This window comes from Microbacterium radiodurans, assembly GCF_008710705.1.
Taxonomy (GTDB): Bacteria; Actinomycetota; Actinomycetes; order Actinomycetales; family Microbacteriaceae; genus Microbacterium; species Microbacterium radiodurans.
The window spans coordinates 874,782-898,484 of the sequence record NZ_VYRZ01000002.1 but is presented as its reverse complement, the minus strand read 5'-3'; the positions used below and the strand labels follow the sequence as shown (position 1 = coordinate 898,484).

At 70.3% G+C, this 23,703-nt stretch carries 23 protein-coding genes; 17 read left to right on the top strand and 6 right to left on the bottom strand.

The genetic code is table 11. The features are described 5' to 3' along the window. Positions 1 to 19: 19 nt before the first annotated feature. A complete protein-coding gene (locus F6B42_RS10120) occupies positions 20 to 202 on the bottom strand; it encodes a DUF5302 domain-containing protein (protein ID WP_150419484.1) in 183 nt (60 codons plus the stop codon). A 290-nt stretch (positions 203 to 492) separates the two neighbouring features. Here F6B42_RS10120 and F6B42_RS10115 point away from each other — a divergent pair, with 290 nt between their 5' ends. The 6 genes from F6B42_RS10115 to F6B42_RS10090 all read left to right on the top strand — a co-directional run bounded on the left by F6B42_RS10115 (position 493) and on the right by F6B42_RS10090 (position 6,851). Continuing rightward, a complete protein-coding gene (locus F6B42_RS10115; RefSeq protein ID WP_150419483.1) occupies positions 493 to 2,760 on the top strand; it encodes a polyribonucleotide nucleotidyltransferase in 2,268 nt (755 codons plus the stop codon). 235 nt (positions 2,761 to 2,995) lie between these two features. Further along, positions 2,996 to 4,012 carry an aldo/keto reductase gene (locus F6B42_RS10110; protein ID WP_150419482.1) on the top strand — a complete coding sequence of 339 codons (1,017 nt, stop codon included), beginning with the start codon at positions 2,996 to 2,998 and terminating at the stop codon, positions 4,010 to 4,012. A 93-nt stretch (positions 4,013 to 4,105) separates the two neighbouring features. After that, positions 4,106 to 4,705 (top strand): histidine phosphatase family protein, encoded by a 600-nt coding sequence (locus F6B42_RS10105; RefSeq protein WP_150419481.1) that lies wholly within the window; start codon positions 4,106 to 4,108, stop codon positions 4,703 to 4,705. 55 nt (positions 4,706 to 4,760) lie between these two features. After that, positions 4,761 to 5,582 carry a sulfite exporter TauE/SafE family protein gene (locus tag F6B42_RS10100; protein ID WP_150419480.1) on the top strand — a complete coding sequence of 274 codons (822 nt, stop codon included), beginning with the start codon at positions 4,761 to 4,763 and terminating at the stop codon, positions 5,580 to 5,582. Positions 5,583 to 5,592: 10 nt separating this feature from the next. Further along, the gene (locus tag F6B42_RS10095; protein WP_150419479.1) at positions 5,593 to 6,405 is read left to right on the top strand and encodes a 4-hydroxy-tetrahydrodipicolinate reductase; all 813 of its coding nucleotides are present in this window, start codon (positions 5,593 to 5,595) and stop codon (positions 6,403 to 6,405) included. Then, positions 6,402 to 6,851, top strand: coding sequence for a tetratricopeptide repeat protein (locus F6B42_RS10090; protein WP_150419478.1), 450 nt, complete (start codon positions 6,402 to 6,404; stop codon positions 6,849 to 6,851). Before F6B42_RS10095 ends, F6B42_RS10090 begins: the two co-directional genes overlap by 4 nt. A 114-nt stretch (positions 6,852 to 6,965) precedes the next feature. Here F6B42_RS10090 and F6B42_RS10085 read toward each other — a convergent pair whose 3' ends face one another. From F6B42_RS10085 to F6B42_RS10075, 3 genes are all read right to left on the bottom strand, one after another. Beyond that, entirely contained in the window at positions 6,966 to 7,880 is a 915-nt protein-coding gene (locus F6B42_RS10085; RefSeq protein ID WP_150419477.1) for a TIGR01777 family oxidoreductase, read from the bottom strand. Then, positions 7,873 to 8,298 (bottom strand): OsmC family peroxiredoxin, encoded by a 426-nt coding sequence (locus F6B42_RS10080; RefSeq protein ID WP_150419476.1) that lies wholly within the window; start codon positions 8,296 to 8,298, stop codon positions 7,873 to 7,875. The genes F6B42_RS10085 and F6B42_RS10080 overlap by 8 nt, the downstream gene beginning before the upstream one ends. A gap of 112 nt (positions 8,299 to 8,410) precedes the next feature. After that, entirely contained in the window at positions 8,411 to 8,854 is a 444-nt protein-coding gene (locus F6B42_RS10075; protein ID WP_150419475.1) for a TlpA family protein disulfide reductase, read from the bottom strand. 62 nt (positions 8,855 to 8,916) lie between these two features. Between F6B42_RS10075 and thyX the strand changes: the two genes are divergently transcribed. Continuing rightward, on the top strand, positions 8,917 to 9,669 hold the full coding sequence (thyX, locus tag F6B42_RS10070) for an FAD-dependent thymidylate synthase (protein WP_191089325.1): 753 nt from the start codon (positions 8,917 to 8,919) through the stop codon (positions 9,667 to 9,669). Between the two features lie 54 nt (positions 9,670 to 9,723). Here the strand turns inward: thyX and F6B42_RS10065 are convergent, their stop codons facing one another. Then, positions 9,724 to 10,263: an NUDIX domain-containing protein gene (locus F6B42_RS10065; protein ID WP_150419474.1), complete on the bottom strand. Its 540-nt coding sequence runs from the start codon at positions 10,261 to 10,263 to the stop codon at positions 9,724 to 9,726. A gap of 239 nt (positions 10,264 to 10,502) precedes the next feature. On the opposite strand from F6B42_RS10065, the gene F6B42_RS10060 reads away from it, so the two are divergent. From F6B42_RS10060 to F6B42_RS10015, 10 genes are all read left to right on the top strand, one after another. Further along, a complete protein-coding gene (locus tag F6B42_RS10060; RefSeq protein ID WP_223878431.1) occupies positions 10,503 to 11,345 on the top strand; it encodes a type IV toxin-antitoxin system AbiEi family antitoxin domain-containing protein in 843 nt (280 codons plus the stop codon). 167 nt (positions 11,346 to 11,512) lie between these two features. Further along, positions 11,513 to 12,490 carry a 4-hydroxy-tetrahydrodipicolinate synthase gene (gene dapA / locus F6B42_RS10055; RefSeq protein ID WP_150419473.1) on the top strand — a complete coding sequence of 326 codons (978 nt, stop codon included), beginning with the start codon at positions 11,513 to 11,515 and terminating at the stop codon, positions 12,488 to 12,490. A 50-nt stretch (positions 12,491 to 12,540) separates the two neighbouring features. Beyond that, complete coding sequence (locus F6B42_RS10050) at positions 12,541 to 14,217, top strand: ribonuclease J (RefSeq protein WP_150419472.1); 1,677 nt, start codon at positions 12,541 to 12,543, stop codon at positions 14,215 to 14,217. A gap of 61 nt (positions 14,218 to 14,278) precedes the next feature. Beyond that, on the top strand, positions 14,279 to 16,996 hold the full coding sequence (locus F6B42_RS10045; protein ID WP_150419471.1) for an FtsK/SpoIIIE family DNA translocase: 2,718 nt from the start codon (positions 14,279 to 14,281) through the stop codon (positions 16,994 to 16,996). 16 nt (positions 16,997 to 17,012) lie between these two features. Next, a complete protein-coding gene (pgsA, locus tag F6B42_RS10040) occupies positions 17,013 to 17,585 on the top strand; it encodes a CDP-diacylglycerol--glycerol-3-phosphate 3-phosphatidyltransferase (RefSeq protein WP_150419470.1) in 573 nt (190 codons plus the stop codon). Then, positions 17,582 to 18,127, top strand: coding sequence for a CinA family protein (locus F6B42_RS10035; RefSeq protein WP_150419469.1), 546 nt, complete (start codon positions 17,582 to 17,584; stop codon positions 18,125 to 18,127). Before pgsA ends, F6B42_RS10035 begins: the two co-directional genes overlap by 4 nt. Positions 18,128 to 18,287: 160 nt before the next feature. Next, positions 18,288 to 18,608 carry a helix-turn-helix domain-containing protein gene (locus F6B42_RS10030; RefSeq protein WP_150419468.1) on the top strand — a complete coding sequence of 107 codons (321 nt, stop codon included), beginning with the start codon at positions 18,288 to 18,290 and terminating at the stop codon, positions 18,606 to 18,608. 13 nt (positions 18,609 to 18,621) lie between these two features. After that, positions 18,622 to 18,846, top strand: a complete 225-nt coding sequence (locus F6B42_RS10025; RefSeq protein ID WP_150419467.1) for a DUF3046 domain-containing protein — start codon at positions 18,622 to 18,624, stop codon at positions 18,844 to 18,846. Positions 18,847 to 19,080: 234 nt separating this feature from the next. Continuing rightward, a complete protein-coding gene (recA, locus tag F6B42_RS10020) occupies positions 19,081 to 20,136 on the top strand; it encodes a recombinase RecA (protein WP_150419466.1) in 1,056 nt (351 codons plus the stop codon). Positions 20,137 to 20,327: 191 nt separating this feature from the next. After that, positions 20,328 to 20,861 carry a regulatory protein RecX gene (locus F6B42_RS10015; protein WP_223878430.1) on the top strand — a complete coding sequence of 178 codons (534 nt, stop codon included), beginning with the start codon at positions 20,328 to 20,330 and terminating at the stop codon, positions 20,859 to 20,861. Here F6B42_RS10015 and F6B42_RS10010 read toward each other — a convergent pair. Next, the gene (locus F6B42_RS10010) at positions 20,834 to 23,353 is read right to left on the bottom strand and encodes a LuxR C-terminal-related transcriptional regulator (RefSeq protein ID WP_150419465.1); all 2,520 of its coding nucleotides are present in this window, start codon (positions 23,351 to 23,353) and stop codon (positions 20,834 to 20,836) included. The genes F6B42_RS10015 and F6B42_RS10010 overlap by 28 nt on opposite strands. Positions 23,354 to 23,703 lie beyond the last annotated feature (350 nt).

The window sequence follows — 23,703 nt, the reverse complement described above, 5'->3', positions numbered from 1 at the left end:
GAGTCCACCCGCGCCCCGCTCAGCCGCTCTTGCGCCGGAACTCGCGGCGCGTCATGGCGCCGTGGGCGCCGTGCACGGCGCCGCCGCCGTCGAGGTGGGCCTCACCGGTGCGCTGCTGGGCGTTCTTCTTCTCGAGCGCCTCGCGGAACTTGCGCTTGACATCATCGGATGCAGCGCCGTCGGTCTCGTCTGATTCGCTCATCCGGCCAGGATACGCACGGAGAAGGCCCGCTGGTAGGCTGGTGCAGGTTGCCGATCGGCAACCGCTCAATTTCACACTGAGCTCCGGGAGCGGAACCGGCAGGAAGCTGGTCCCCTGTGGTGGGTTCCCATCTCCGCGCGCGATGCCGCGACGCGTGATGGTGATCTTTCACTGGTGGCCAGCGCAGGCGGTAACGCGGCCATGCCGTGCGCCCATATCTGCCTCCGCTCCTTCGCACGATCTCGTGCGCGAAACGCGCGTGCGAGTCTAAACAAAGAAGGAGAGACCTCTTGGAAGGTCCTGAAATCACCGCCGCCGAAGCCGTCCTCGACAACGGACGCTTCGGCACCCGCACCGTCCGGTTCGAGACCGGACGCCTCGCCCAGCAGGCGCAGGGCGCCGTGGCCGCGTACCTCGACGAGGAGACGATGCTCCTCTCGGCCACCAGCGCCGGCAAGCACCCGCGTGAGGGCTTCGACTTCTTCCCGCTGACCGTCGACGTCGAGGAGCGCTCCTACGCCGCCGGCAAGATCCCCGGATCGTTCTTCCGCCGCGAGGGCCGGCCCTCGACCGAGGCCATCCTCGTCTGCCGCCTCATCGACCGGCCGCTGCGTCCGTCGTTCGTCGACGGCCTGCGCAACGAGGTCCAGATCGTCATCACCGTGCTCTCCATCGCTCCCGGCGAGTACTACGACGCGCTCGCGATCAACGCGGCCTCCGCCTCCACCCAGATCTCCGGTCTGCCGTTCTCGGGCCCGATCGCCGGCGTGCGTCTGGCGCTCATCCCGGGTCACGGCGAGCACGCCGACCAGTGGGTCGCGTTCCCGAACCAGGCTCAGGTCGAAGAGGCCGTGTTCGACCTCATGGTCGCCGGCCGCGTCCTGGCCGACGGTGACGTCGCGATCATGATGGTCGAGGCCGAGGCCACCGAGAACTCGTGGAACCTCATCAAGGGCGGCGCCACCAAGCCGAGCGAGGAGATCGTGGCGCAGGGCCTCGAGGCCGCCAAGCCGTTCCTCAAGCAGCTCGTCGAGGCTCAGGCCGAGATGGCCGCGTCGTCGTCGCGCGAGCCGGGCGTCTACCCGGTCTTCCCGCCCTACACGCCCGAGGTCTACGACTTCGTGGCCGAGCGTACCTATGGCGAGCTGTCGGGGGTCTACCAGATCGCCGACAAGCAGGAGCGCCAGAGCGCCGACGACGCGATCAAAGATCGCGTCAAGGGCGAGGTCGCCGCCGCCGTCGAGGCCGAGCAGCTGCCGGCATCCGCTCTGGCGGAGTTCTCGGCGGCCTACAAGTCGGTCACCAAGAAGATCGTGCGCGGCCGCATCCTCAGCGAGGGCGTCCGCATCGACGGTCGCGGACTCGCCGACATCCGTCCGCTCGATGCCGAGGTCCAGGTGATCCCGCGCGTGCACGGCTCGGCGATCTTCCAGCGCGGCGAGACCCAGATCATGGGTGTCACCACGCTGAACATGCTGAAGATGGAGCAGCAGATCGACTCGCTGTCGCCCACGACCAGCAAGCGCTACATGCACCATTACAACTTCCCGCCCTACTCGACCGGTGAGACCGGCCGGGTCGGCAGCCCGAAGCGTCGCGAGATCGGGCACGGCTTCCTGGCCGAGCGCGCGCTCGTGCCGGTGCTGCCCAGCCGCGAGGAGTTCCCCTACGCGATTCGTCAGGTCTCCGAGGCCCTCGGATCGAACGGATCGACCTCGATGGGTTCGGTCTGCGCCTCGACGCTGTCGCTGCTGAACGCCGGTGTGCCGCTCCGCGCGGCCGTCGCGGGCATCGCGATGGGTCTCGTGTCCGACACCGTCGACGGCGAGACGCGCTACGCGGCGCTGACCGACATCCTCGGCGCCGAGGACGCGCTCGGCGACATGGACTTCAAGGTCGCCGGAACCAACGAGTTCATCACCGCGATCCAGCTCGACACGAAGCTCGACGGCATCCCGACCTCGGTGCTGACCGCCGCGCTGACGCAGGCGAAGGATGCGCGTCTGACGATCCTGAACGTGCTGAACTCGGCGATCGACAGCCCCGACGAGATGGCGCCGACGGCTCCGCGCGTCATCAGCGTGCAGATCCCCGTCGACAAGATCGGCGAGCTGATCGGCCCCAAGGGCAAGACGATCAACGCGATCCAGGACGAGACCGGCGCCCAGATCTCGATCGAGGACGACGGCACCGTCTACATCGGCGCCGTCGACGGCCCCTCCGCCGAGGCTGCCCGCGCGCAGGTCAACGCGATCGCCAACCCGACCAACCCCGAGGTCGGCGAGCAGTTCCTGGGCACGGTCGTGAAGATCGCGACCTTCGGCGCGTTCGTCTCGCTGCTGCCCGGCAAGGACGGCCTGCTGCACGTCAGCGAGGTCCGCAAGCTCGCGGGCGGCAAGCGTGTCGAGAACGTCGAGGACGTCCTCGGCGTCGGTCAGAAGATCCTGGTGCGCATCACCAAGATCGACGACCGCGGCAAGCTCTCCCTCGAGCCCGTGGTCGAGGAAGCGGCTTCCGCCGCTGCGGACGAGGCCCCCGAGGCCCCGGCCGAGAGCTGAGACGCGTCGCACGTCATCGGATGCCCGTCCCCGGTTCGGGGGCGGGCATCCGTCGTCCCGATGCCCGTCCGCAGCCGATCCGCCGCGCGCGGCGCGACCGTGATGAAACAGTTATCGGAAATTCACGGCCCGGCCCCGATAATCCGCGGCGGTGGCTCGAACGTGACCTACTCTCGTAGTGCGCGCCCGGGGTGCAGCGCGGCAAGAATCCTCGGCGCTGACGCGGAGGTGTGACATGACGGGCGAACGGGTGGTCCAGGCCGAGCCCGTCGGAGCGCCCGCCACCCACCCCTCGACTCCCATCCCCGTCCACGGGCCGCCGATCGGATCGCGTCTTCGCGTGCCGCTCGGCGAGACCGGACTCTCGATCTTCCCGCTCATCCTCGGCGGTGCCGAGTTCGGATGGCGGATCGATCTCTCGGCCAGCCACGCCGTCCTCGACGCATACCGTGCGCGCGGGGGAAACGCCCTCCACACCTCCGACGCCTCCGCCTCCGGTCGCAGCGAGCACATCATCGGGCGCTGGCTGCAGAGCCGGGCCGTGCGCGACGAGTTCGTCCTCGCCGTCCGCGTCGGATCGCATCCCGACAATCCCGGCCTCGGCTCGGTCAACCTCGTCCGGGCCGTGGAGGGCTCGCTCACCCGGCTGGGCACCGATCGCATCGACGTCCTCTACCTGGATGCCGCGGCCGACTCGACCACCGCCCTCGAAGACACCCTCGCCACCGCCGAATGGCTCGTCGACAGCGGGAAGGTCCGGGCGATCGGCGCTGCCGGCTACACGGCTCTCCAGCTCGTCGAGGCCCGCATCCTCGCGTCCGCCGGATACCCGCGGATCGCGGCGCTCGACGTGCCGTACAACCTGCTCCACCGTGCCGAGTTCGACGGCGACATCCGTCTGATCGCGGGGGCGCAGGGTCTCGCCGTGACCCCGTCGCAGGCGCTCGAGCACGGCTACCTCACCGGTCGCCACCGCGATCGCGCCGGTCTCTCCGTCAGCGTTCGCGGATCACAGCTCGCCGCCTGGATGAACCGTCGGGGAACGCGCGCGCTCCGTGCGCTCGACCGCATCTCCGACGAGCTCTCCGTTCCCACCGCGGCGATCGCGGTGGCCTGGCTCCTGGCGCAGCGCGTCGTCGCCGCCCCGATCGTCAACGCGAGTCTCCCCGGCCACGTCGAGGAGCTCGTCCAGGGGGTCGGCACACGGCTCGGACGCGGACACCTCGCCGACGTCGCCCGCGCCGTGGAATGAGCGCGCGGGATCGATCCTGAGCATCTCCGTACCCGTGTCGGAGCCGTGTCGTAGGCTGAAAGCGCCCTGTTCATCGTTTCGAATCGAGCTTCCGTGACGCAGTACCTCTATCTCGTGCGCCATGGGGAGCACCAGGACGCGGAGCACGGTCTCGAGGACGGTCCGCTCTCACCGCGCGGGCGGCGGCAGGCCGAGCTGCTCGCCGATCGCATCTCCGGCGTGCCCCTCGACGCCGTGTGGCACTCTCCCCTCGAGCGCGCCCAGGAGACGGCCCGCGCGGTCGCCAAGCGGCTGCCCGCCCTCTCGCCGCAGGCGTCGTCGCTCCTCTTCGACTGCGTTCCGACCGGAATGACCCCCGACACGCCCGCGTCATACGAACCGTTCTTCGGCTCGTACACCGAAGCCGAGACGGATGCCGGGTCGGCTCAGATGGCCGACGCGGTCGGGGAATTCCTGGGGCGCCGACCCGACTCGCACGACCTGCTCATCACCCACAACTTCGTGATCGCCTGGTTCGTGCGCGAGGTGCTGCAGGCACCGGACTGGCGGTGGCTGACGATCAACCAGGCGCACTGCGGACTGACCGTGCTCGCGCAGCGCCCCGGACGGCCCTGGACTCTCGTCTCGCACAACGACCTGGCGCATCTCCCGGTCGAGCTGCGCACGGGACTGCCCGACATCCTTCCGGTCTGAGCCCCGCGCGGCTCGCCGGTTTGGCCGCCACGGCGCGGAGCCGGAGAATCGATCGGTGCTCGATGGTCCCCTCCTCGCCGACTGGCTGCCGGTCTCGGTCCCCGCGCTCGCCTTCCTGGTGATCGCGGCACTCACGGCGGGGTGGGTGGACGCCGTGGTGGGCGGGGGAGGCCTCATCCAGCTGCCGGCCCTCGTCATCGGCGTGCCGAAGGACATCGCGACGCCTTTCATCCTCGGCACCAACAAGGTGTCGTCCTTCGCCGGCACCCTGTCGGCCAGCTGGGTGTACCTGCGCCGCATCCGCGTGCAGCTCGTCCTGCTCGTGCCCCTCGTCGCCGGGGCCTTCGGCGGCTCCGCGGTCGGTGCGGCGCTGTCGCGCTACGTCCCGCGCGAGCTGCTCACACCGATCGTGCTCGTGGCCGTCGTGATCGTCGCGCTCTACACGCTGTTCAAGCCCGAGATGGGACTCGTCCACGAACCGAGGCACGACGAGCGATCGGCGATCGTGTGGCGCTCCGCGCTCATCGGACTCTCCGTCGGCTTCTACGACGGCATCCTGGGTCCCGGCACGGGGTCGTTCTTCGTCATCCTGCTCGTGGCCGTGCTCGGCTACGGCTTCCTGCAGGCCAGCGTCAACGCGAAGATCGCGAACCTCACGACCAATCTGGCCGCGATCATCGTCTACGGCGTGCACGGCGAGATCCTCCTCGTGCTCGCCGTCGCGATGGCCGCGGGCAACATGGTGGGCGGGTTCGTCGGTGCCCGGATGGCCACGCGCGGCGGCAGTCGCTTCGTGCGCATCGTCTTCCTCGTCGTGCTGTCGATCCTGATCGTGAAGCTCGCGTGGGACACGCTCGTGCAGTTCGCCCCCGCGTAGGCTGAGAACCATGACCACGCGCGTGGCCCTCGTGGGCGGCACCGGCAAGCTCGGCACCATCATCCGCGGGGTGATCGACGAGACCGATGGCTTCGCCGTCTCGGCCGTCCTCGGCAGTGCGAGCGATCTGAGCGAGCTCGACGGCGCCGATCTCGTCGTCGACGCATCGACGCCCGCGGTCTCGATCGACATCGTCCGGGCGGCGATCGAACGCGGCGTCAACGTCCTCGTCGGCACCTCCGGATGGTCGGCCGAGCGCATCGCGCTCGTTCGTCCGCTCGTGGATGCCGCGGGCATCGGCGCCGTGTTCATCCCCAACTTCTCGCTCGGCTCCGTCATCGGCAGCGCATTGGCCGCAGCCTCCGCGTCGTTCTTCCCCTCGATCGAGATCGTCGAGGCGCACCGCGAGACGAAGGTCGACTCGCCGAGCGGCACGGCCGTTCGGACCGCCGAGCTCATCGCCGCGGCCCGGAGCGGTGTCGGGCCGGTCGAGTCCCCGCACGTCGATCAGCGCGCCCGGGGCCAGAAGGTCGCGAGCGTCCCGATCCATTCGCTGCGCCGGCCGGGCGTCGTGGCGCGGCAGGAGACGATCCTGTCGGGGCCGGGGGAGTCGCTTTCGATCGTCCACGACACCATCGAGCCGGCGCGGGCCTACGAGCCCGGTATCCGCATCGCCCTCGCCGCTGCGCGCGACGCGTCGGGGGTCACGGTCGGGCTCGACAGCTTCATCGACATCGGCATCCGCACCCCGCACGGACGCGCCGCTGCGGCCGGCGACGAGGGCGGGGTTCCCGGCCAGGTGGCTCGCACCACCGGCGCATGAGCGCGCGTATCCTCGCCGCCGTGATGGCGGTGCTCCTGGCCGTATACATCGTCTTCGTCGGGCACCGCGCAGTTCTGCTGCTCGGTTCCGGCGACGCGGTGGGAATAGCGATGGGAGCGGCTCTCGTCGTCCTTCCCCTCGTGGCGACCTGGGCGCTGTGGCGCGAGCTGAGCTTCGGCGTCCACGCGTCGCGGCTCGCGCGGCAGCTCGAGGCCGACGATGCGCTGCCGAGCGAGGAGCTGGATGTGCGCCCCAGCGGTCGGGTCGATCGTGCCGAGGCCGACGCGCTGTTCCCGACGTATCGCGCCGCCGTCGAGGCGGCACCGGAGGACTGGCGCGCGTGGTTCCGGCTCGGACTCGCCTACGACGGTGCGGGCGACCGCCGCCGTGCCCGCGAAGCCGTGCGCACCGCGATCGCGCTCGAGCGTCGCGCTCGCCGCTCCTGACCCCCCCGCCAGCCCGCCTCCGCCAGCCCGCGAGTCGATCGAGTTCGCTGGAGACGATCCGACGTTCCGGATGGGTCGGCGCGAAGCGGATCGATTCGCGGGCTGGAGCGGGGATCAGCGCTCGGGCACCACGGCGGCGATCGCGTCCTGCACGCGCGGGTGGGCGAAGGTGAAGCCGGAGCGTTCGAGCACGGCGGGCGCGAGGTCGGTGTCGTTCGTCAGCAGGGCGTCCGCGGCATCCCGTCCGAGAACGACGCGCAGGGCGAACTCGGGGGCGCGCACGAGGTAGGGGCGGTTCATCCGCATCGCGAGCTGGAAGCCGAGGTCGTTCGCCGTCGCCCGCGTCGGTCCGGTGAGGTTGACCGGGCCCGAGACATCGGCGTCGATCAGGTGGCGGACAGCCGACACCTCGTCCTCGAGCGAGATCCACGGCCACACCTGCGTGCCGCGGCCGATCGGACCCGCGATTCCGAGCCGGGTGAGCAGCATGAGAGGCTTCAGCACCGCATCCGGATGCACGAGCGGCGCCGTCCGCAGGAAGACGACGCGCGCCCGGTCGCCCGCCGAGGCCGCGGCACCCTCCCACTCCCCGCAGAGGTCGGCGAGGAAGGTGTCGCCGCGTGGTGCCGTCTCATCCATGCGAACGCCGGGTCGCGAGGGGTAGTATCCCGTGGCCGACGCCGACAGAAACGCGGGAGCGTCGTCGCCGAGCGCACGGACGGCCGTCGCGAGCGACTCCGTCGGCAGCAGACGCGACCACACCAGCTCGTGCTTGTACGACCGCGTCCACGGCAGCCGGCTGATGCTGGCGCCGTTGAGACCGACCACCGCTCGCGCGCCGGCGATGACGTCGGGGTCGAGGGGCTGCTCACCGGGCCACCACTGCACCTCGTCCGGTCCGCCCGGCTCGTGGCGGACGAGCTGGATGACCGGGATGCCGTCGGCGCGCAGGCTGTCGGCGAGTGCGCTCCCGATGAGCCCGGAAGCGCCGGCGAGGACGACGGGGGCCGCGGCGTCCGGCTCAGCCAAGCGTCGCCTCGAGGGTGATCTCGATGCCGGCGAGCGCGGCGGAGACCGGGCATCCGCTCTTCGCCTCCTGGGCGATGCGATCGAAGTCCTCGGTCGACAGGCCGGGCACGACGGCGTGGACGTTCAGGTGCGACCCGGTGATGCCCGTGCCCGGGATGAAGGTGACGGCGGCGCTGGTCTCGACGCTCTCGGGCGGCGTGCCGTTCTCGGCGAGAGCGTGAGAGAGAGCCATGGAGAAGCAGGACGAGTGGGCGGCGGCGATGAGCTCCTCGGGCGTGGTGACCGCCTGGGACCCCTCGCTGCGCGCCTTCCAGTTGACCTCGAACGGCCCTTGGTTCGAGCTCTCGAGGGCGATCCGACCCGACCCCTCGGTCAGGCTTCCGGTCCAGCTGGTGGTGGCTTCGCTCGTGACGCTCATGTCGTTCCTCCTCGCAGGTGTCGGCGCGATCTGCGCCCTCGCGATGAGCCTAGGGCGCGTGCACGCACCCGGGAACGTCTTGACAGGTCGGCACCGTTGCACCGCTCCGGGCTCAGACGGCGGCGGTCTCGCCGTTCAGGCGCAGCAGTTCGAGACGGACGACCTCGCGCCCGGGAATGCCGCCGAACCGGGTGCGGACGACGCCGCGCGAGTCGAGCACGAGGGTCGTCGGGGTCTGCAGGACGTTGAAGTGGCGTGCGATGTCGGGGCGGTCGGTGAGGTCGACGTCGAGATGCGCGACACCCTCCTCCTCGCCGGCGAGCGAGGCGAGCAGGCGATGGACGCCCGGGCAGCGCGAGCACGTGGCCGTGCTGAACTGCAGCAGCGTCGCCGTCCGACCGAGCGCATCGGGAGCCGCGCCGAGCCGCAACGGGTCGACGGTCTCCTCGTGCGAGACCGACCGGGGCCGCCCGTCGCGCCACCGGATGACGAGACCCAGGATCACGGTCGCCGTCAGCAGGACGGCGAGGATGATCGCAGCGGTCAGGAGGTCCACGACAGATCACAGTAGCGCCATCCGGGGCCGGCGGACGCGGCCGCTGACGGTACGCTGGCTGGGTGAGCGACGCCGAGCAGACCCCGTCCGAATCCGCGATCGAATTCCGCAGCGACGTCACCGTCGAGCTCGTCCGCTCCAGTGCCGCCGACGCCGACGTCCTGTTCGCCGCGCGCGTGTCGACCCAGGGCGAGCAGACGCTAGATGCCGCGGCCGCCGGCACCGAGGCGACGAGCCGCGACCGAGGCCTCATCAACTACCTCATGCGCGACCGTCACGGCTCGCCCTTCGAGCACAACTCCCTGACGTTCTACGTCCAGGCGCCGATCTTCGTGTTCCGGGAGTTCATGCGTCACCGCATGGCGTCCTACAACGAGGAGTCGGGCCGCTACCGCGAGCTGCGACCGGTCTTCTACGTGCCCGCGCGCGAGCGCAACCTGAACCAGGTGGGCAAGCCGGGAGCGTACGAGTTCCACCCGGGGACCGACGAGCAGTTCGCCGTCGTCGACGAGACCACCCGCGCCGCTTCGATCCAGGCGTTCGAGGCGTACCAGCGGATGCTGTCGGCCGGCGTCGCACGCGAAGTCGCCCGCATCGTGCTGCCGCTGAACATCTACTCGTCCATGTACGTCACGATGAACGCCCGCGCGCTCATGAACTTCCTCTCGCTCCGCACCAAGGTCGAGGGGACGCACTTCCCGTCGTTCCCGCAGCGCGAGATCGAGATGTGCGCCGAGAAGATGGAGACGGCGTGGCGCGAGCTCATGCCGCTCACGCACGCGGCGTTCAACGCGAACGGCCGCGTCGCGCCCTGATCCCCAGGCCGATCCGATCCTTCGTCGAACCTGATCCTCGGGCGAACCTGATCCTCAGGCGAAGCGGCCGAGCCGGATGCCGGCGTAGGCCAGCGCGGCGACCGTCTCACCGTCGCTGATCGCTCCGGACATCACGGCACGCAGGGCGTCGGCGAACGGCATCCACATGACCCGTTCGATGCCTTCCTCGAGCTGCGAGCGTTCGGCGTCGCGCGCGATCGAGAGCTCCCGGGCCAGGAAGACGTGCTCGGGGGCGACGGCGATGCCGTTGAGCGCGTTCATCCGTCCCAGCGGCTCCCAGGAGGCGGCGATCAGTCCCGTCTCCTCGAGCAGTTCCCGCTGCGCCGCGACGAGCGGATCCTCGCCGTCGCTGCCGCCCGCGGGGACCTCGAGGGAACGGCCGGTCGTGTAGCGGTCGACCTCGACGAAGCAGACCCGGTCGTCGCGATCGAGCGCGACGACGAAGACGGCCGGATGCCGCATCTCGACGACGCCGTAGATGCCGTCGCCGGCGGGGCCGGTGACCTCGTCCTCGCGCACCGAGATCCACCGGTTGTCGTACACCGCGCGGGTGCCTCGCGTCGTCCAGGCCATGACGTCACCCTACGATCGGCGCCTGGCACCTCTTGCCGATACGTTCGTCGGGTCGGTGGGGCTGGAGTCGCCGCGGACAGCCGCCGGGTCGCATCCCGCACCGCCCGTCCGACAGACGTATCCGCGGGCCGCCCGTCCACTCGCCCACCCGTCCCTCCCCGCCTGGCCGCGCGCGCGACGGGTCCACGGAACCCCCGCGGCACCTGCCCTGTGCTCCCGCTCGCCGCCAGCGTTGGAGCATGAGCGCACACGAGCTGGCCGCGAGGATCCGAGTCATGGGCGGGTGTGTGCGGTCGCGGTGGTTGACGTCGCGCGGTGTTACGCGCCTGCAGCTCGCGCGCGCGGTCGACGGCGGAGTGCTGACGCGGGTGCGTGCCGGTGTCTATGCCGTGCCAGACGCCGACCCGGAGCTGGTCGAGGCCGCGGCCCACGGCGGTGAGCTGTGCTGCACCTCCGCCCTCCGGCGCTGCGGCGTCTGGGTGCTGGACCCGGGGAAGCGGCTGCATGTCCGGGTGGGCCGTGCCGGGCGGGTCCACCCGCATCCCGGATGCCGCTGCGTCACCCATCGCGACGGCGACGACGCGGCGTTCGGCGCGGTCTCGGTCGTGCACGCCCTGATCCAGACGGCATCGTGCCAGGGCGCCGAGGGCTTCTTCGCCGCGTTCGAGTCGGCCTGGCGGCTCGGCCTCCTCACGTCGGCCGACCGCGCCGAGGTGCGCGCGAGCCTTTCGGCGCGGTTCCGCTACCTGGTCGATCTCGCGCGCCCCGATGCGGACAGCGGACTCGAGTCGCTGCTGAGGCTCCGACTCTGGCGGTTGGGCATCTCGCTTCAGAGCCAGGTCTTCGTCAACGGAGTGGGGCGGGTCGACTTCCTCGCCGCCGGGGTGCTGATCATCGAGGTCGACGGTCGGCAGAATCACGACGGGCGAACGCTCCGCCACAAAGACCTCGTCCGGGACGCGGAGGCTGCAGCACAGGGCTTCGAGACGCTGCGCTTCGACTATGCCCTCGTCGTCTTCGACTGGCCGCGTGTCGAGCGCGCGATCCTGACGCGGTTGAGCGTCCTCCGCGCGTGCACCTGACGGCGAGGCGGATACACGCGTCGGGCAGCTGGTGCTCGTGCGGCCTCGGCAGCTCGAGACGCAGCACCGGCACCACCGGCCCGACGAACGTATCGCCGAGCCCGGGCGGGGTCGCGTCGGCGGGGCGCGCAGCGGCCTCGCCGGGACGGAACCGATACCCTGGGAGCATGACGCATGCGGGCAATCCCTTCGGGCAGGTTCTCGTCGCGCTGGTCACCCCGATGACCGCCGACGGCGAAGTCGATTGGCCCGCGGTCGAGAAGCACATCGACGACGTCATCACCGCCGGCGCGGACGGCATCGTCGTCACCGGCACGACGGGCGAGACCTCGACGCTGACCGACCCCGAGAAGCTCCGCCTCGTCGAGGTCGGCAAGTCCGTCTCGGCCGGCCGCGCGAAGATCATCACCGGAGGCGGCTCGAACGAGACCGCGCACGCGATCGAGCTCTACAAAGCCAGCGAGAAGGCCGGCGCCGACGGCATCATGATCGTCACGCCGTATTACAACAAGCCCACCCAGGCCGGCATCCTCACGCACTTCCGGCTCGTCGCCGACGCCACCGACCTCCCGGTCATCCTCTACGACATCCCCGGGCGCACCGGCGTGCCCATCAGGTACGAGACGATCCTCCGCCTCGCCAAGCACCCCAACATCCTCGCCGTCAAGGACGCCAAGGGCGACTTCAGCGAGGTCAGCCGTGTGCTGAACCAGACCGACCTCATGTACTTCTCGGGCGACGACGCCAACGTCCTGCCGCACCTGTCGATCGGCGCCGTCGGTCTCATCGGCGTCACGGCGAACATCACCGCGACGCCGTACCGCACCATCGTGGACGCCGTGAACCGCGGCGACCTCGCCGCGGCGACCGCGGCGCACAAGAGCCTCGAGCCGCTCGTGCGCGCGACCATGACGCACGTCCCCGGCACGGTGAGCGCGAAGTACATCCTCCACGGCCTCGGTCGCATCTCGAGCCCGCGCGTGCGCCTGCCGCTCGTCGGCCCCGAAGAGTGGGAGGCCGCGCTCATCGAGGACGAGCTCGCCCTCGTCTCGGGTGTTCCGGGCGCCGATTTCTCCAACTTCCGTCCCGACCGCAATGCCGCCGCCGGCGGTGCCCTGCCCAAGGTGCACGGGACGACCCGCTAGACGAAACAACGGGATGCCGGGGATCGCCCGCATCCCGAGGAAGCACGCACATGCCCACGAACGTCTTCAGCCCGCCCGCCCTCGAGTCCGGAACGCTGCGGGTCTACCCGCTCGGCGGTCTCGGCGAAGTCGGCCGCAACATGACCGTCTTCGAGTACGACGGGAAGCTCCTCGTCATCGACTGCGGAGTCCTCTTCCCCGAGGAGCACCAGCCGGGTGTCGACCTCATCCTCCCCGACTTCGAGCCCATCCGGCACCGCCTGAACGACATCGTCGGCGTCGTCCTCACGCACGGCCACGAAGACCACATCGGCGCGGTGCCGTATCTCCTCAAGCTCAAGGGCGACATCCCCCTCATCGGCTCGGGGCTCACGCTCGCCCTCATCGAGGCGAAGCTGAAAGAGCACCGCATCCGTCCGTTCACGCTGACGGTCACCGAGGGGCAGAGCGAGCAGGTCGGACCGTTCGACCTCGAGTTCATCGCCGTGAACCACTCGATCCCCGACGCCCTCGCCGTCGCCGTCCGCACGCCGGCGGGCCTCGTGCTCGCCACGGGCGACTTCAAGATGGATCAGCTGCCGCTCGACGGCCGGATCACCGACCTCCGCGCCTTCTCGCGCCTGGGAGAGGAGGGCGTGGACCTCTTCCTCGTCGACTCGACGAACGCGGATGTGCCGGGGTTCACCCCGACCGAGCGTGCGATCGGTCCGGTCCTCGACCAGGTCATCAGCAAGTCGCCCCGCCGCGTGATCGTCGCGAGCTTCTCGAGCCACGTGCACCGCGTGCAGCAGGTGGTGGATGCCGCGGCCGCCAACGGCCGTCGTGTCGCCTTCCTGGGGCGCAGCATGGTGCGCAACATGACCATCGCCGAGAACCTCGGCTACCTCAACGTGCCCGACGGCGTCCTCATCGACTACAAGAAGGCCAAGGACCTGCCCGACGATCAGATCGTCTACATGTCCACCGGCTCCCAGGGCGAGCCGATGGCGGTTCTCTCGCGCATGGCCAACCTCGAGCACGCGATCGAGCCGGGACCGGGTGACACCGTCATCCTCGCCTCGAGCCAGATCCCCGGCAACGAGAACGCGATCTACCGCGTCATCGACGGCCTGACCAAGCTCGGCGCGAACGTCGTCCACAAGGGCAATGCGCGCGTCCACGTCTCGGGGCACGCGGCTGCCGGCGAGCTGCTCTACTGCTACAACATCCTGAAGCCGCGCAACGTCCTGCCGGTGCACGGCGAGTACCGCCACCTCATGGCCAACGCCAAGCTCGCCCAGGACACCGGCGTTCCCGCCGAGCGGACGATCCTCGGCGAGAACGGCACCGTCGTCGACCTCAAGGACGGCGTCGCGGAGGTCGTCGGCCAGCTCGACATCGGCTTCGTCTACGTCGACGGCTCGACCGTCGGCGAGATCACCGACGCGGACCTCAAGGATCGTCGCATCCTGGGGGAGGAGGGCTTCATCTCCGTCATCGTCGTGGTCGATTCGAAGACGGGCCAGGTCGTCAGCGGGCCCGAGATCCACGCCCGCGGTGTCGCCGAGGACGACTCCGTGTTCCAGGGGGTCAAGCCGAAGATCGCCGCGGCGCTCGCCGAGGCGGTGCAGTCGGGTGTCCGTGACAACCACGCGCTCTCGCAGGTCGTCCGTCGCGTGATCGGACGCTGGGTGAATCAGTCGCTGCGCCGCCGTCCGATGATCGTGCCGCTCGTGATCGAGGCCTGACCCGGGTCGATACCCGCGTCGTTCCGCGAGATCCGGGGTGGCCCGGCGTACCGTGGGACGCATGGCCAGGAGCACGAACGCGCCTTCCGGACGCCGCGCACCGGCGAAGACCTCGACAGCGCGCGCCCGCAAGAGCGACCCGCCGCCCAAGCGGTACGTCGGTGACGACGATCGACCGCCGGTGATCGCTCGCGCGTGGATGGGGCTCGCCCACGCGACCGGCGGGATGTTCCGGGCCTTCGGGCCCGAGACGCTCGAGAAGGATCAGCGCCGCGACGGTCTGCCGTTCCTGTTCGTGCTGCTCGCGATCGTCGGCGCGGCCGTGGAGTGGTTCCTCATCGGCACCGAGCCCGGGACGCTCATCAGCGCCTACACGGTCGGCGCCCTGATCGGCCGCGAGGCGTTCATCATGCCCGTGCTTCTGCTGTTCCTCGCGGGGTGGCTGTTCCGACACCCCGCGTCCGTGCACGACAACGGCCGCATCGGCATCGGCTTCGGCATGTTCGTTCTCGCCATCGCGGGCTTCTGCCACGTCTTCGGCGGCCGGCCGGAGCCGCGTCTGGGACTGCCCGGACTGAGCGAGGCGGGCGGACTGTTCGGCTGGACCGTCGGCGAGCCGCTGACGATCCTCACGGAGTACGGCGCCGCGGCGGTGCTCGGGCTGCTCGTCGTCCTGAGCATCCTCATCCTGACCAAGACCCCGCCGAATCGCATCGGCGTCCGACTGGGCGATCTCTACGCCTGGATGTTCGGCGCCGAGCGCGCCGTCGCCGACCCCGACGGCGAGGCTCCGACCGTGGCATTCTCGTCCAAGCGCGGCAAGAAGGCGGATGCCGCGGCCGACGACGATGAGGACGACGACGCGCTGCCGTGGTGGCGTCGCAACAAGAGCGGACGCGAAGAGGACCCCGACGACGGCGCCGGGTCGCAGGATCTGACCGAGCTCCTCGGCCCCTCCATCGCCGGCGGCTTCGAGCAGGCGGTCGCGCCGGCCCCGGCGCCGACGCCTCCGCCCGTGCCGCCGCTGCCCGACGCGCAGACCGAGGTCATCGACCCCGCCGTCATCGAGCGCGCCGCACAGGCCGCGCGCTCCGGCCGCGCGGCCGACACCGCCGTGCGCGACGACGGCGACACCGGCGAGATCGACGAGCTTCCCGGGCTCACCGGTCTGGGCGGTGACTTCCACGGCCAGCCGCCGACGACCCCGTACCGGCTTCCGGCCGTCGCCGCTCTCGGCGCGGGCACGCCCGCGAAGACCCGCTCCGAGGCGAACGACGCCATCGTGCGCGCCATCACCGGCGTCTTCGAGCAGTTCTCGATCGACGCGAAGGTCACCGGCTTCTCGCGGGGTCCGACGGTCACCCAGTACGAGATCGAAGTCGGCCCGGGAACCAAGGTCGAGAAGATCACCGCGCTCACGAACAACATCGCCTACGCCGTGGCATCGAACGAGGTCCGCATCCTCGCCCCGATCCCGGGCAAGAGCGCGATCGGCGTCGAGATCCCGAACACCGACCGCGAGATCGTGACGCTCGGCGACGTGCTGCGCTCGAACGCCGCCACATCGTCGACGCACCCGATGACCATCGGCGTCGGCAAGGACGTCGGCGGCGGCTTCGTCGTGGCGAACCTCGCGAAGATGCCCCACCTCCTCGTGGCCGGCTCGACGGGCTCGGGCAAGTCGAGCTTCGTCAACTCGATGATCACGAGCCTCCTGATGCGCGCGAAGCCCACCGATGTGCGCATGGTGCTCATCGACCCGAAGCGCGTCGAGCTCACGAGCTACGCCGGCGTCCCGCACCTGATCACCCCCATCATCACGAACCCCAAGAAGGCCGCCGAGGCGCTGCAGTGGGTCGTGAAGGAGATGGACATGCGGTACGACGACCTCGCGTCGTTCGGCTTCCGCCACATCGACGACTTCAACAAGGCCGTCGTGGCCGGCGAGATCCAGCTGCCCGCCGGCAGCGAGCGTATGCTCAAGCCGTACCCGTACCTGCTCGTGGTCGTCGACGAGCTCGCCGATCTCATGATGGTCGCTCCGCGCGACGTCGAGGACTCGATCGTCCGCATCACCCAGCTCGCCCGGGCCAGCGGCATCCATCTGGTGCTGGCGACGCAGCGACCGTCGGTCGACGTCGTCACCGGCCTCATCAAGGCGAACGTGCCGTCGCGGCTGGCCTTCGCGGTCACGAGCGTCACGGACTCCCGCGTCATCCTCGACCAGCCCGGAGCCGACCGGCTCATCGGGCAGGGTGACGCCCTCTTCCTGCCGATGGGGACGTCGAAGGCCATCCGCGTCCAGGGAGCCTGGGTGGCCGAATCGGAGATCGAGAAGGTCGTCTCGCACGTCAAGGGCCAGGCGCAGCCGGAGTACCGCTCCGACGTGGCGGCGGTCGCGGAGAAGAAGGAGATCGACGCCGACATCGGCGACGACCTCGAGCTGCTGCTGGCGGCCGCCGAGCAGATCGTCTCGACCCAGTTCGGTTCGACGTCGATGCTGCAGCGCAAACTGCGCGTGGGCTTCGCGAAGGCCGGGCGTCTCATGGACCTGCTCGAGTCCCGCGAGATCGTCGGGCCCTCCGAGGGGTCGAAGGCGCGCGACGTCCTCGTGGCGCCCGAGCAGCTCCCCGCGGTTCTGGCGCGACTGCGCGGCGAGGAGCCACCGGCCACCCCCGCGGCCTCGCCTGATCCGCTCGACGCGCAGTTCGACGGACTCGAGGTCGTCGACGCCGACGAGGCGTCGGAGGACGCCTGGGGCCTCACCGGCCGCGACTGACGGCTAGGCTCGCTCCGTGGCCATCCCGAGGCAGCTCCCGAACGCGATCACGATCGTGCGCATCCTGTGCGCGCCCGTCTTCGTCTGGATGCTGCTCGCCGACGACGGGGCGGACGGCGCGCTGCGCTGGTGGGCCGCCGCGCTCTTCATCGTCGCCATCGCCACCGACGGCATCGACGGCTACCTCGCGCGTCGCTACGAGATCGTCACCGATCTCGGGAAGCTGCTCGACCCGATCGCCGACAAGGTGCTGACGGGTCTGGCCTTCATCGGGCTCTCGATCCTCGGTGAGCTGCCGTGGGCGTTCACGATCCTCGTCCTCGTCCGCGAACTCGGCATCACCGTGCACCGTCTCGTGGTCGCCGGCGACCACGTCGTCGCGGCCGCCTGGATGGGGAAGCTGAAGACGGTCGCGCAGGCGGTGGCGCTCTCGCTCGCCCTGCTGCCGCTGTGGACGGTGGTGGGGGAGTGGGTGCACGTCCTCAACACCGTGACCATGACGATCGCCGTCGTCCTCACCGTGGCCAGCGGCATCGACTACGTCATCACCGCCGTGCGGGCCGGGTCCGGTCGGACCTCGCGCCGATGAGCGCGCGCGAGCACGTCCACGAACTGCCGGACGACGTGGAGTCGACGCTCGTATCGTCGGGGCGCCGCACCGACGCCGAGCGGCTGGTCGATCGCCTCCGCGAGCTCGAGTGGACGATCGCCATCGCGGAGTCGCTCACCGGGGGTCTGGTCGTCGCCGATCTCGTGGCGGTGCCCGGAGCGTCCGCGGTCGTCCGCGGCGGGATCGTCGCCTATGCGACCGAACTCAAACAGCGCCTTCTCGGTGTCGACGGAGCCCTGCTCGAAGCGCACGGGCCGGTGCACCCGCGGGTCGCACGCCAGATGGCCGAGGGCGTCCGTGCGGCGCTCGGACCGGGAAGCGCGGCAGCCGATGTCGGCGTCGCGACGACCGGCATCGCCGGCCCCGACTCTCCCGACGGGCAGCCGGTGGGAACGGTCCACATCGCGGTCGCGACCGCGCTGGGGGTCCGCGTCGACAGCGTCGTGATCGACGGGGACCGCGCGGGCATCCGGGCCGAGGCGACGGCGCACGCCATCCGCCTCGCGCTCGCGGCGCTCTGACGCGGGAATACCGGGTCCCCGCGACGAGTTCATGTCACTGTCCGCACCGACTGTCAATTCCCATCCGACCCACAGCGGGGCGGGGCTAGGGTGGCTGTCGGATGAGATACCGTTGTCCACCCGGGACGCGACAGGACGATGACGAAGGAGGGGGTCCGAGATGATCTTGGTTCGACAGGAGATCGGCGATGTTCTGCGTGACCTTCGCCTCCAGAAGGGTCGTACGCTCCGCCAGGTCGCGAGTCGCGCCAGTGTCGCCCTCGGCTACCTCAGTGAGGTCGAACGCGGTCAGAAGGAAGCCTCCAGCGAGATCATCGCCTCCCTCGCCGAGGCGCTCGACGTCCCCATCTCCACGATCATGCGCGAGGTCGGCGACCGGATCTCCGTCCTCGAAGGCATCCCCACCATCGCGGACGTCGTGCCCGACGACATCGCGGGACTCGACGACGACCTGGTGGCGCCCGAGTTGTCGCTTCGCTGACGGCGTCCTCCTCATGCGTCGAAGCGAGTTCGAGCGTGCCGTCGCCGACGAATTCGGCGCTCAGTCCGTCGCACTGCTGTCGGATCTCACGCTGCAGCCGCTCGGCAATCGCACGGCCCGCGAAGCCCTGGCCGACGGCGAGCCGCCGCGTTCGGTCTGGCTGGCGCTGTGCGCCGAGGCGGACGTCCCGGCTGCGCGCCGGTACGGCGTGGGCCGCTTGGATCCTCGCGAACGCTGAGTTCCGGATCCGGCGTGTCGTCGAAGATCCGTTCGAATCGAGCGTAGGCTCCTGCACAGGGCGTCCCGCCCGACTTCGATCCACCGGATCGGAGGGCTCACCGGCGATGTCGGAGGCCCTGCGTAGCGTGAGCCGAGTCGGAAAGACACCCCATGCCTTGTCGCAGCACGACGGCTCCCGCCGCCGGCGCGACAGCCTACAGGCAGTCGGAACCGCGAGCATAAGGAGCACGCCATGCCATCACCCGCTGACCGCGAGAAGGCTCTCGAATCGGCCCTCGCCCAGATCGATCGTCAGTTCGGAAAGGGCTCGGTCATGCGCCTGGGCTCCGACGAGCGCGCGCCCGTCGAGGTCGTCCCCACCGGGTCCATCGCCCTCGACGTCGCTCTCGGCATCGGCGGTCTCCCGCGCGGCCGCATCGTCGAGATCTACGGCCCGGAGTCCTCGGGCAAGACGACGCTGACGCTCCACGCGATCGCCAATGCGCAGCGCGCCGGCGGCATCGCCGCGTTCATCGACGCCGAGCACGCCCTCGACCCCGGATACGCACAGAAGCTGGGTGTCGACATCGACCAGCTGCTCGTCTCGCAGCCCGACACCGGTGAGCAGGCGCTCGAGATCGCCGACATGCTGATCCGCTCCGGCGCGATCGACCTCGTCGTGATCGACTCGGTCGCCGCCCTCGTCCCGGAGGCCGAGATCAAGGGTGAGATGGGCGACTCGCACGTCGGTCTCCAGGCGCGTCTGATGTCTCAGGCTCTCCGCAAGATCACCGGTGGCCTCAACCAGACCAAGACCACGGCGATCTTCATCAACCAGCTCCGCGAGAAGATCGGCGTCTTCTTCGGCTCGCCCGAGACCACCGCCGGTGGCAAGGCGCTCAAGTTCTACGCATCGGTCCGACTCGACATCCGTCGCATCGAGACTCTGAAGGACGGCACCGAGGCGGTGGGCAACCGGACGCGCGTCAAGGTCGTCAAGAACAAGATGGCGCCCCCCTTCAAGCAGGCCGAGTTCGACATCCTGTATGGCGTGGGCATCTCGCGCGAGGGCAGCCTCATCGACTTCGGGGTCGAGCACGGCATCGTGAAGAAGTCCGGTGCGTGGTACACCTACGACGGCGAGCAGCTCGGTCAGGGCAAGGAGAACGCCCGCAACTTCCTGATCAAGAACGCCGATGTCGCAACCGACATCGAGAACAAGATCCTGGTCAAGCTCGAGATCGGCCAGCCCAAGGGCGAGGCCGCTGTCAGCGAGTCCGACGAGCTCGCGGCCCGCCGGCCCGCGTGACCGTGAGATTCGACGACGGGGGAGAGGACGAGCGCCTCGCCCCCGTCGTCCCTCTCTTCGGCTCGCGAGAGCCGCGGACGCACGACCGGTCCGTGCCGGATGGTGAGGCTTCGGAGTCGCGGCGATGGCACACGACGTGGACGGGGGAACGCGACTCCTCCGGGACGTCCGTGTCGGCGGGGCGCTCCGTGGTGCCGACCGTCGCATCGTCGGGCTCGGGCTCGGGCGCGTCCGCGGCGGGATCCGCGTTGGAGCCCGACGACGTTCGTGCCCGCGGCGAACGGATGCTGCTGCGAAAGCTGCGTACACGGTCGCTCTCCCTGCGCGAAGCCCGCCGAGCGCTGACAGACGCCGAGATCGACGACGCCGTGGCCGAGGAGATCCTGGCCGATTTCGAGGGCAACGGCTACCTGGACGATGCTCGCCTCGCGGAACAACTCCTCGACAATGCGCTGGGTCGCAAAGCTCAGGGAGCGACCGCCATAGCGCGGACGCTCTCCCAGCGCGGTCTCGATCGCGAGGTCATCGACATCGCGCTCGCGTCGATGCCGGATGACGAGGCCGACCGGGCGCTCGACTTCGCGCGCCAGCGCGCGCGGGGGATGTCCGGCCTCGATCACGACGTCGCGCTGCGGCGCCTCCACGGGCAGCTCGCGCGCCGGGGGTTCTCGGGCTCTCTCGCGATGAACGCGGCGCGTCAGGCTCTCGCCGAGACCGACGGGTGACCGTTCGCGGGCGGCGGTGACTCGTCGCCGGCCGGCGGGACGGTCGGCGCGCGATGCGCCCCATGACGTGCCACCAGCGCGCCGAGTTCGCGGCGGCTCGGAGCACCCACCTTCGCGCGTGCCTGGTAGATGTGCGACTCCACGGTCCGCACCGACAGGAAGAGGGCTCCAGCGATCTGTCGGTTGGAGAGCCCGTCCTCGACCAGGAGCGCGATCTCCCGTTCGCGGGCGGTGAGCTCCACGGAGACGGCCGGAACCGACGTCGTGGTGGAGGTTGCCGGCCGCGTCCCATGCGGAACGAGAGAGAGGCGGAGACGCGCGAGGGCCCGATCCGCTCGCCAGCCCTCCCGCTCGCGTTCGGAGAACGCCTCCTCGGCGGCGCGCACCAGGTCTCGCGCGGTCGGAGCCTCGACGTCCGCGGCCAGTTCGCGCATGAGGATCAGACTGCTCGCAGCGCACGGATGATCGAGCACCACGAGACGGTGCAGGTCCCGCAGCTGCAGCATGACGGCATCCGTCTCACTGCTCACTGCCCAGGCGTCGGCGGCATGCATGTGCGCCTCCGACAGGGCGCCGTTGGTCGCCGCGACCACGGCTGATGTCGCTGCGAACGACTGTCGGAACACCCGGCTGCCCGTTCCCCGCTGCTCGACGGATGAGAGCAGCTCCGCGGCCTCTCTCGGGTATCCGAACGCAGCGAGCCCGTAGGCGGTCTCGAGCTCGATCAGTCCGACGGCCTCGCCGCCGGCGAAATCGGCCCGTCGGCGTGCGGCGCGGAGCTCGCGGAGAGCGGGGAGGACGCGCCCACGCCGCACCTCGACGAGGACGGCGGCGAACGATGCTCCGGCGACGCCGCCGCCCCCGGACCGAATGGCGCTCTCCCGCTCCGTCGCGAGGTGCGAGACCGCCCCCGCGTCGTCCGTGCCGGCCACGGTGTGGCAGGCGAGGTGGAAGCAGCGCGCCGCGAGGCGGTCGAGCGCGTCCTCGAAGCTCCCGGTTCGGAACAGACGGTGGGAGCGCCCGAGCGCCTCGTGCATCGCGGTGGTCTCGCCGAGGTAGGCGCGCGACATCGCCTCGAGCAGCTCGGCCCCGACCCGGTCGCTGACGCGATTCGTATCGGGATGGCGGCGAACATGCTCGGCGAGCACGACCGCATCCCGGAGTCTCAGGTCGTCGAGGGCAGCGCGGGCACGCCCGACGGCACGCTCCCAGTCGGTCGCGTCGTCCACGCGCACGCCGATGGCGCGGGCGCCGTCGAGTCGGTCGTCCCGATCATCGATCTCGAGCAGCATCACGAGCGATCGCGCGCGGTGATGGTCCTCGGGATCGAGGTCGAGCAAGGATGTGCCGGGACGCCCGGAGCCGAGGACGACCTGCGCGAAGCGATGCTCGAGCGTGATGGCAGGGGTGTCGTGCTCGTCGTCGAGCCACGCGGCGTACGCGGCCGCATGGGCTGCGTCGCCGTGGTCGTTCGCGTCGCGGGCGGCGTCGAGGATCACCCGCTGCATCAGGGGAGCGGCGACCTCATTCAGATCGCTTGGGTGCGCCACCTCGCGTACCCAGCGGTCGGCGAGCTGGCGCGCGAGCGGTCTGCTCCACCACCGACCCCCGTCGCGCAGCATCCGATCGAGCATCTCCCCGACGGCGTTTCGGCTGCGCTCTCGTCCCCACACGCGCTCTGCCGCGCGGGCGAGGGCGCGGTTGACGCTCAGTCGGTGCCCGGTGCTCCCGTCGTCGTGGAGCAGACCGGTCGAGCGCAGATCGTCGAGAACGCTCGCCGGCACGAGGCGGGCCGCATCGGCGTAGCGGAGACCAGGAGCTCGCTCGAGGAGGACGAGGGCGCCCAACTGGTCGTCCTCCAGCTCGCGGACGTGAGCGTGCAGGACTGCAGCCAGCGACCCGCGCGTCGAACCCTCGGACACGATGGTCAGCGGATCGCGACCCGCCGCGATCTCGGCGCGGGCGGCGTCCACGAGGGCACGCAGCAGCAGGCGCGAGCCGTCTGCCGCCCACAGTATGCCGGCGCGGGTCACGCTGTCGAACGGATCGTCCGCTGCGAACTCCTCGAGAAGACGCTCGGCCTCGCGAGGGCACAGGGCGGGAAGTTCCCAGCGATCGGCGCTTCCCGAGATCCAGAGGTCGTCGATGACCTCGATGACGTCGTTGCGGGGCGCGGTCGGCAGCCGGGGCTCCGTCACGGCGATGAGGCCGGTCGCATGATGCGTGTGAACGGCACGCACGACCGTGGCGAGCGACGCCGCGTCGAGCTCCTGCGCGTCGTCCACGATGAGGACGAGAGGTCCCGTGCCCGCGACGCCGTCGGCGAGAGCTGGCGCCCGGGGGTCCGGCGCCACTTCCAGAGCCCCGAGGGCCGTTCGGCGCAGGGCTGCCGACCCGCGGATGACCAGGGGTTCGGCGCCGAGCTCCTGAAGCGCCGCGACGACTCGGGCGATCAGGAAGCTCTTGCCGGAACCGAGAGGTCCACCAGCCACGATCGACCTGCCGGCGAGGAGAGACGTGGCGATCGCCGCAGGATCGCGCTCTGTTCCACCGATCGAATCCTCGGACGGAGGCTGCGCCCACGGCTCGTGCCGGCGTCCTCGCTCTGTCATGCCCCGGCTCCTCTCCCCAGTGAGACTCGGTTACGGAGGACAACCTACCGAGCGCGTGAGACCGCTGCCACTGTCCGCGCGCTTGCCGGCTACTGAGACTGCCCTGAGTAATTACTGAGATCGCTCCGGAAAGTTCCAGCCCGACCTCTATGCGTGCACCCCCACTACCGGTTTCACCACCGGGGCGGTTCGCGTCGGCTGTCGTCCGCTGTGCCCGTGCCCATAGCGTC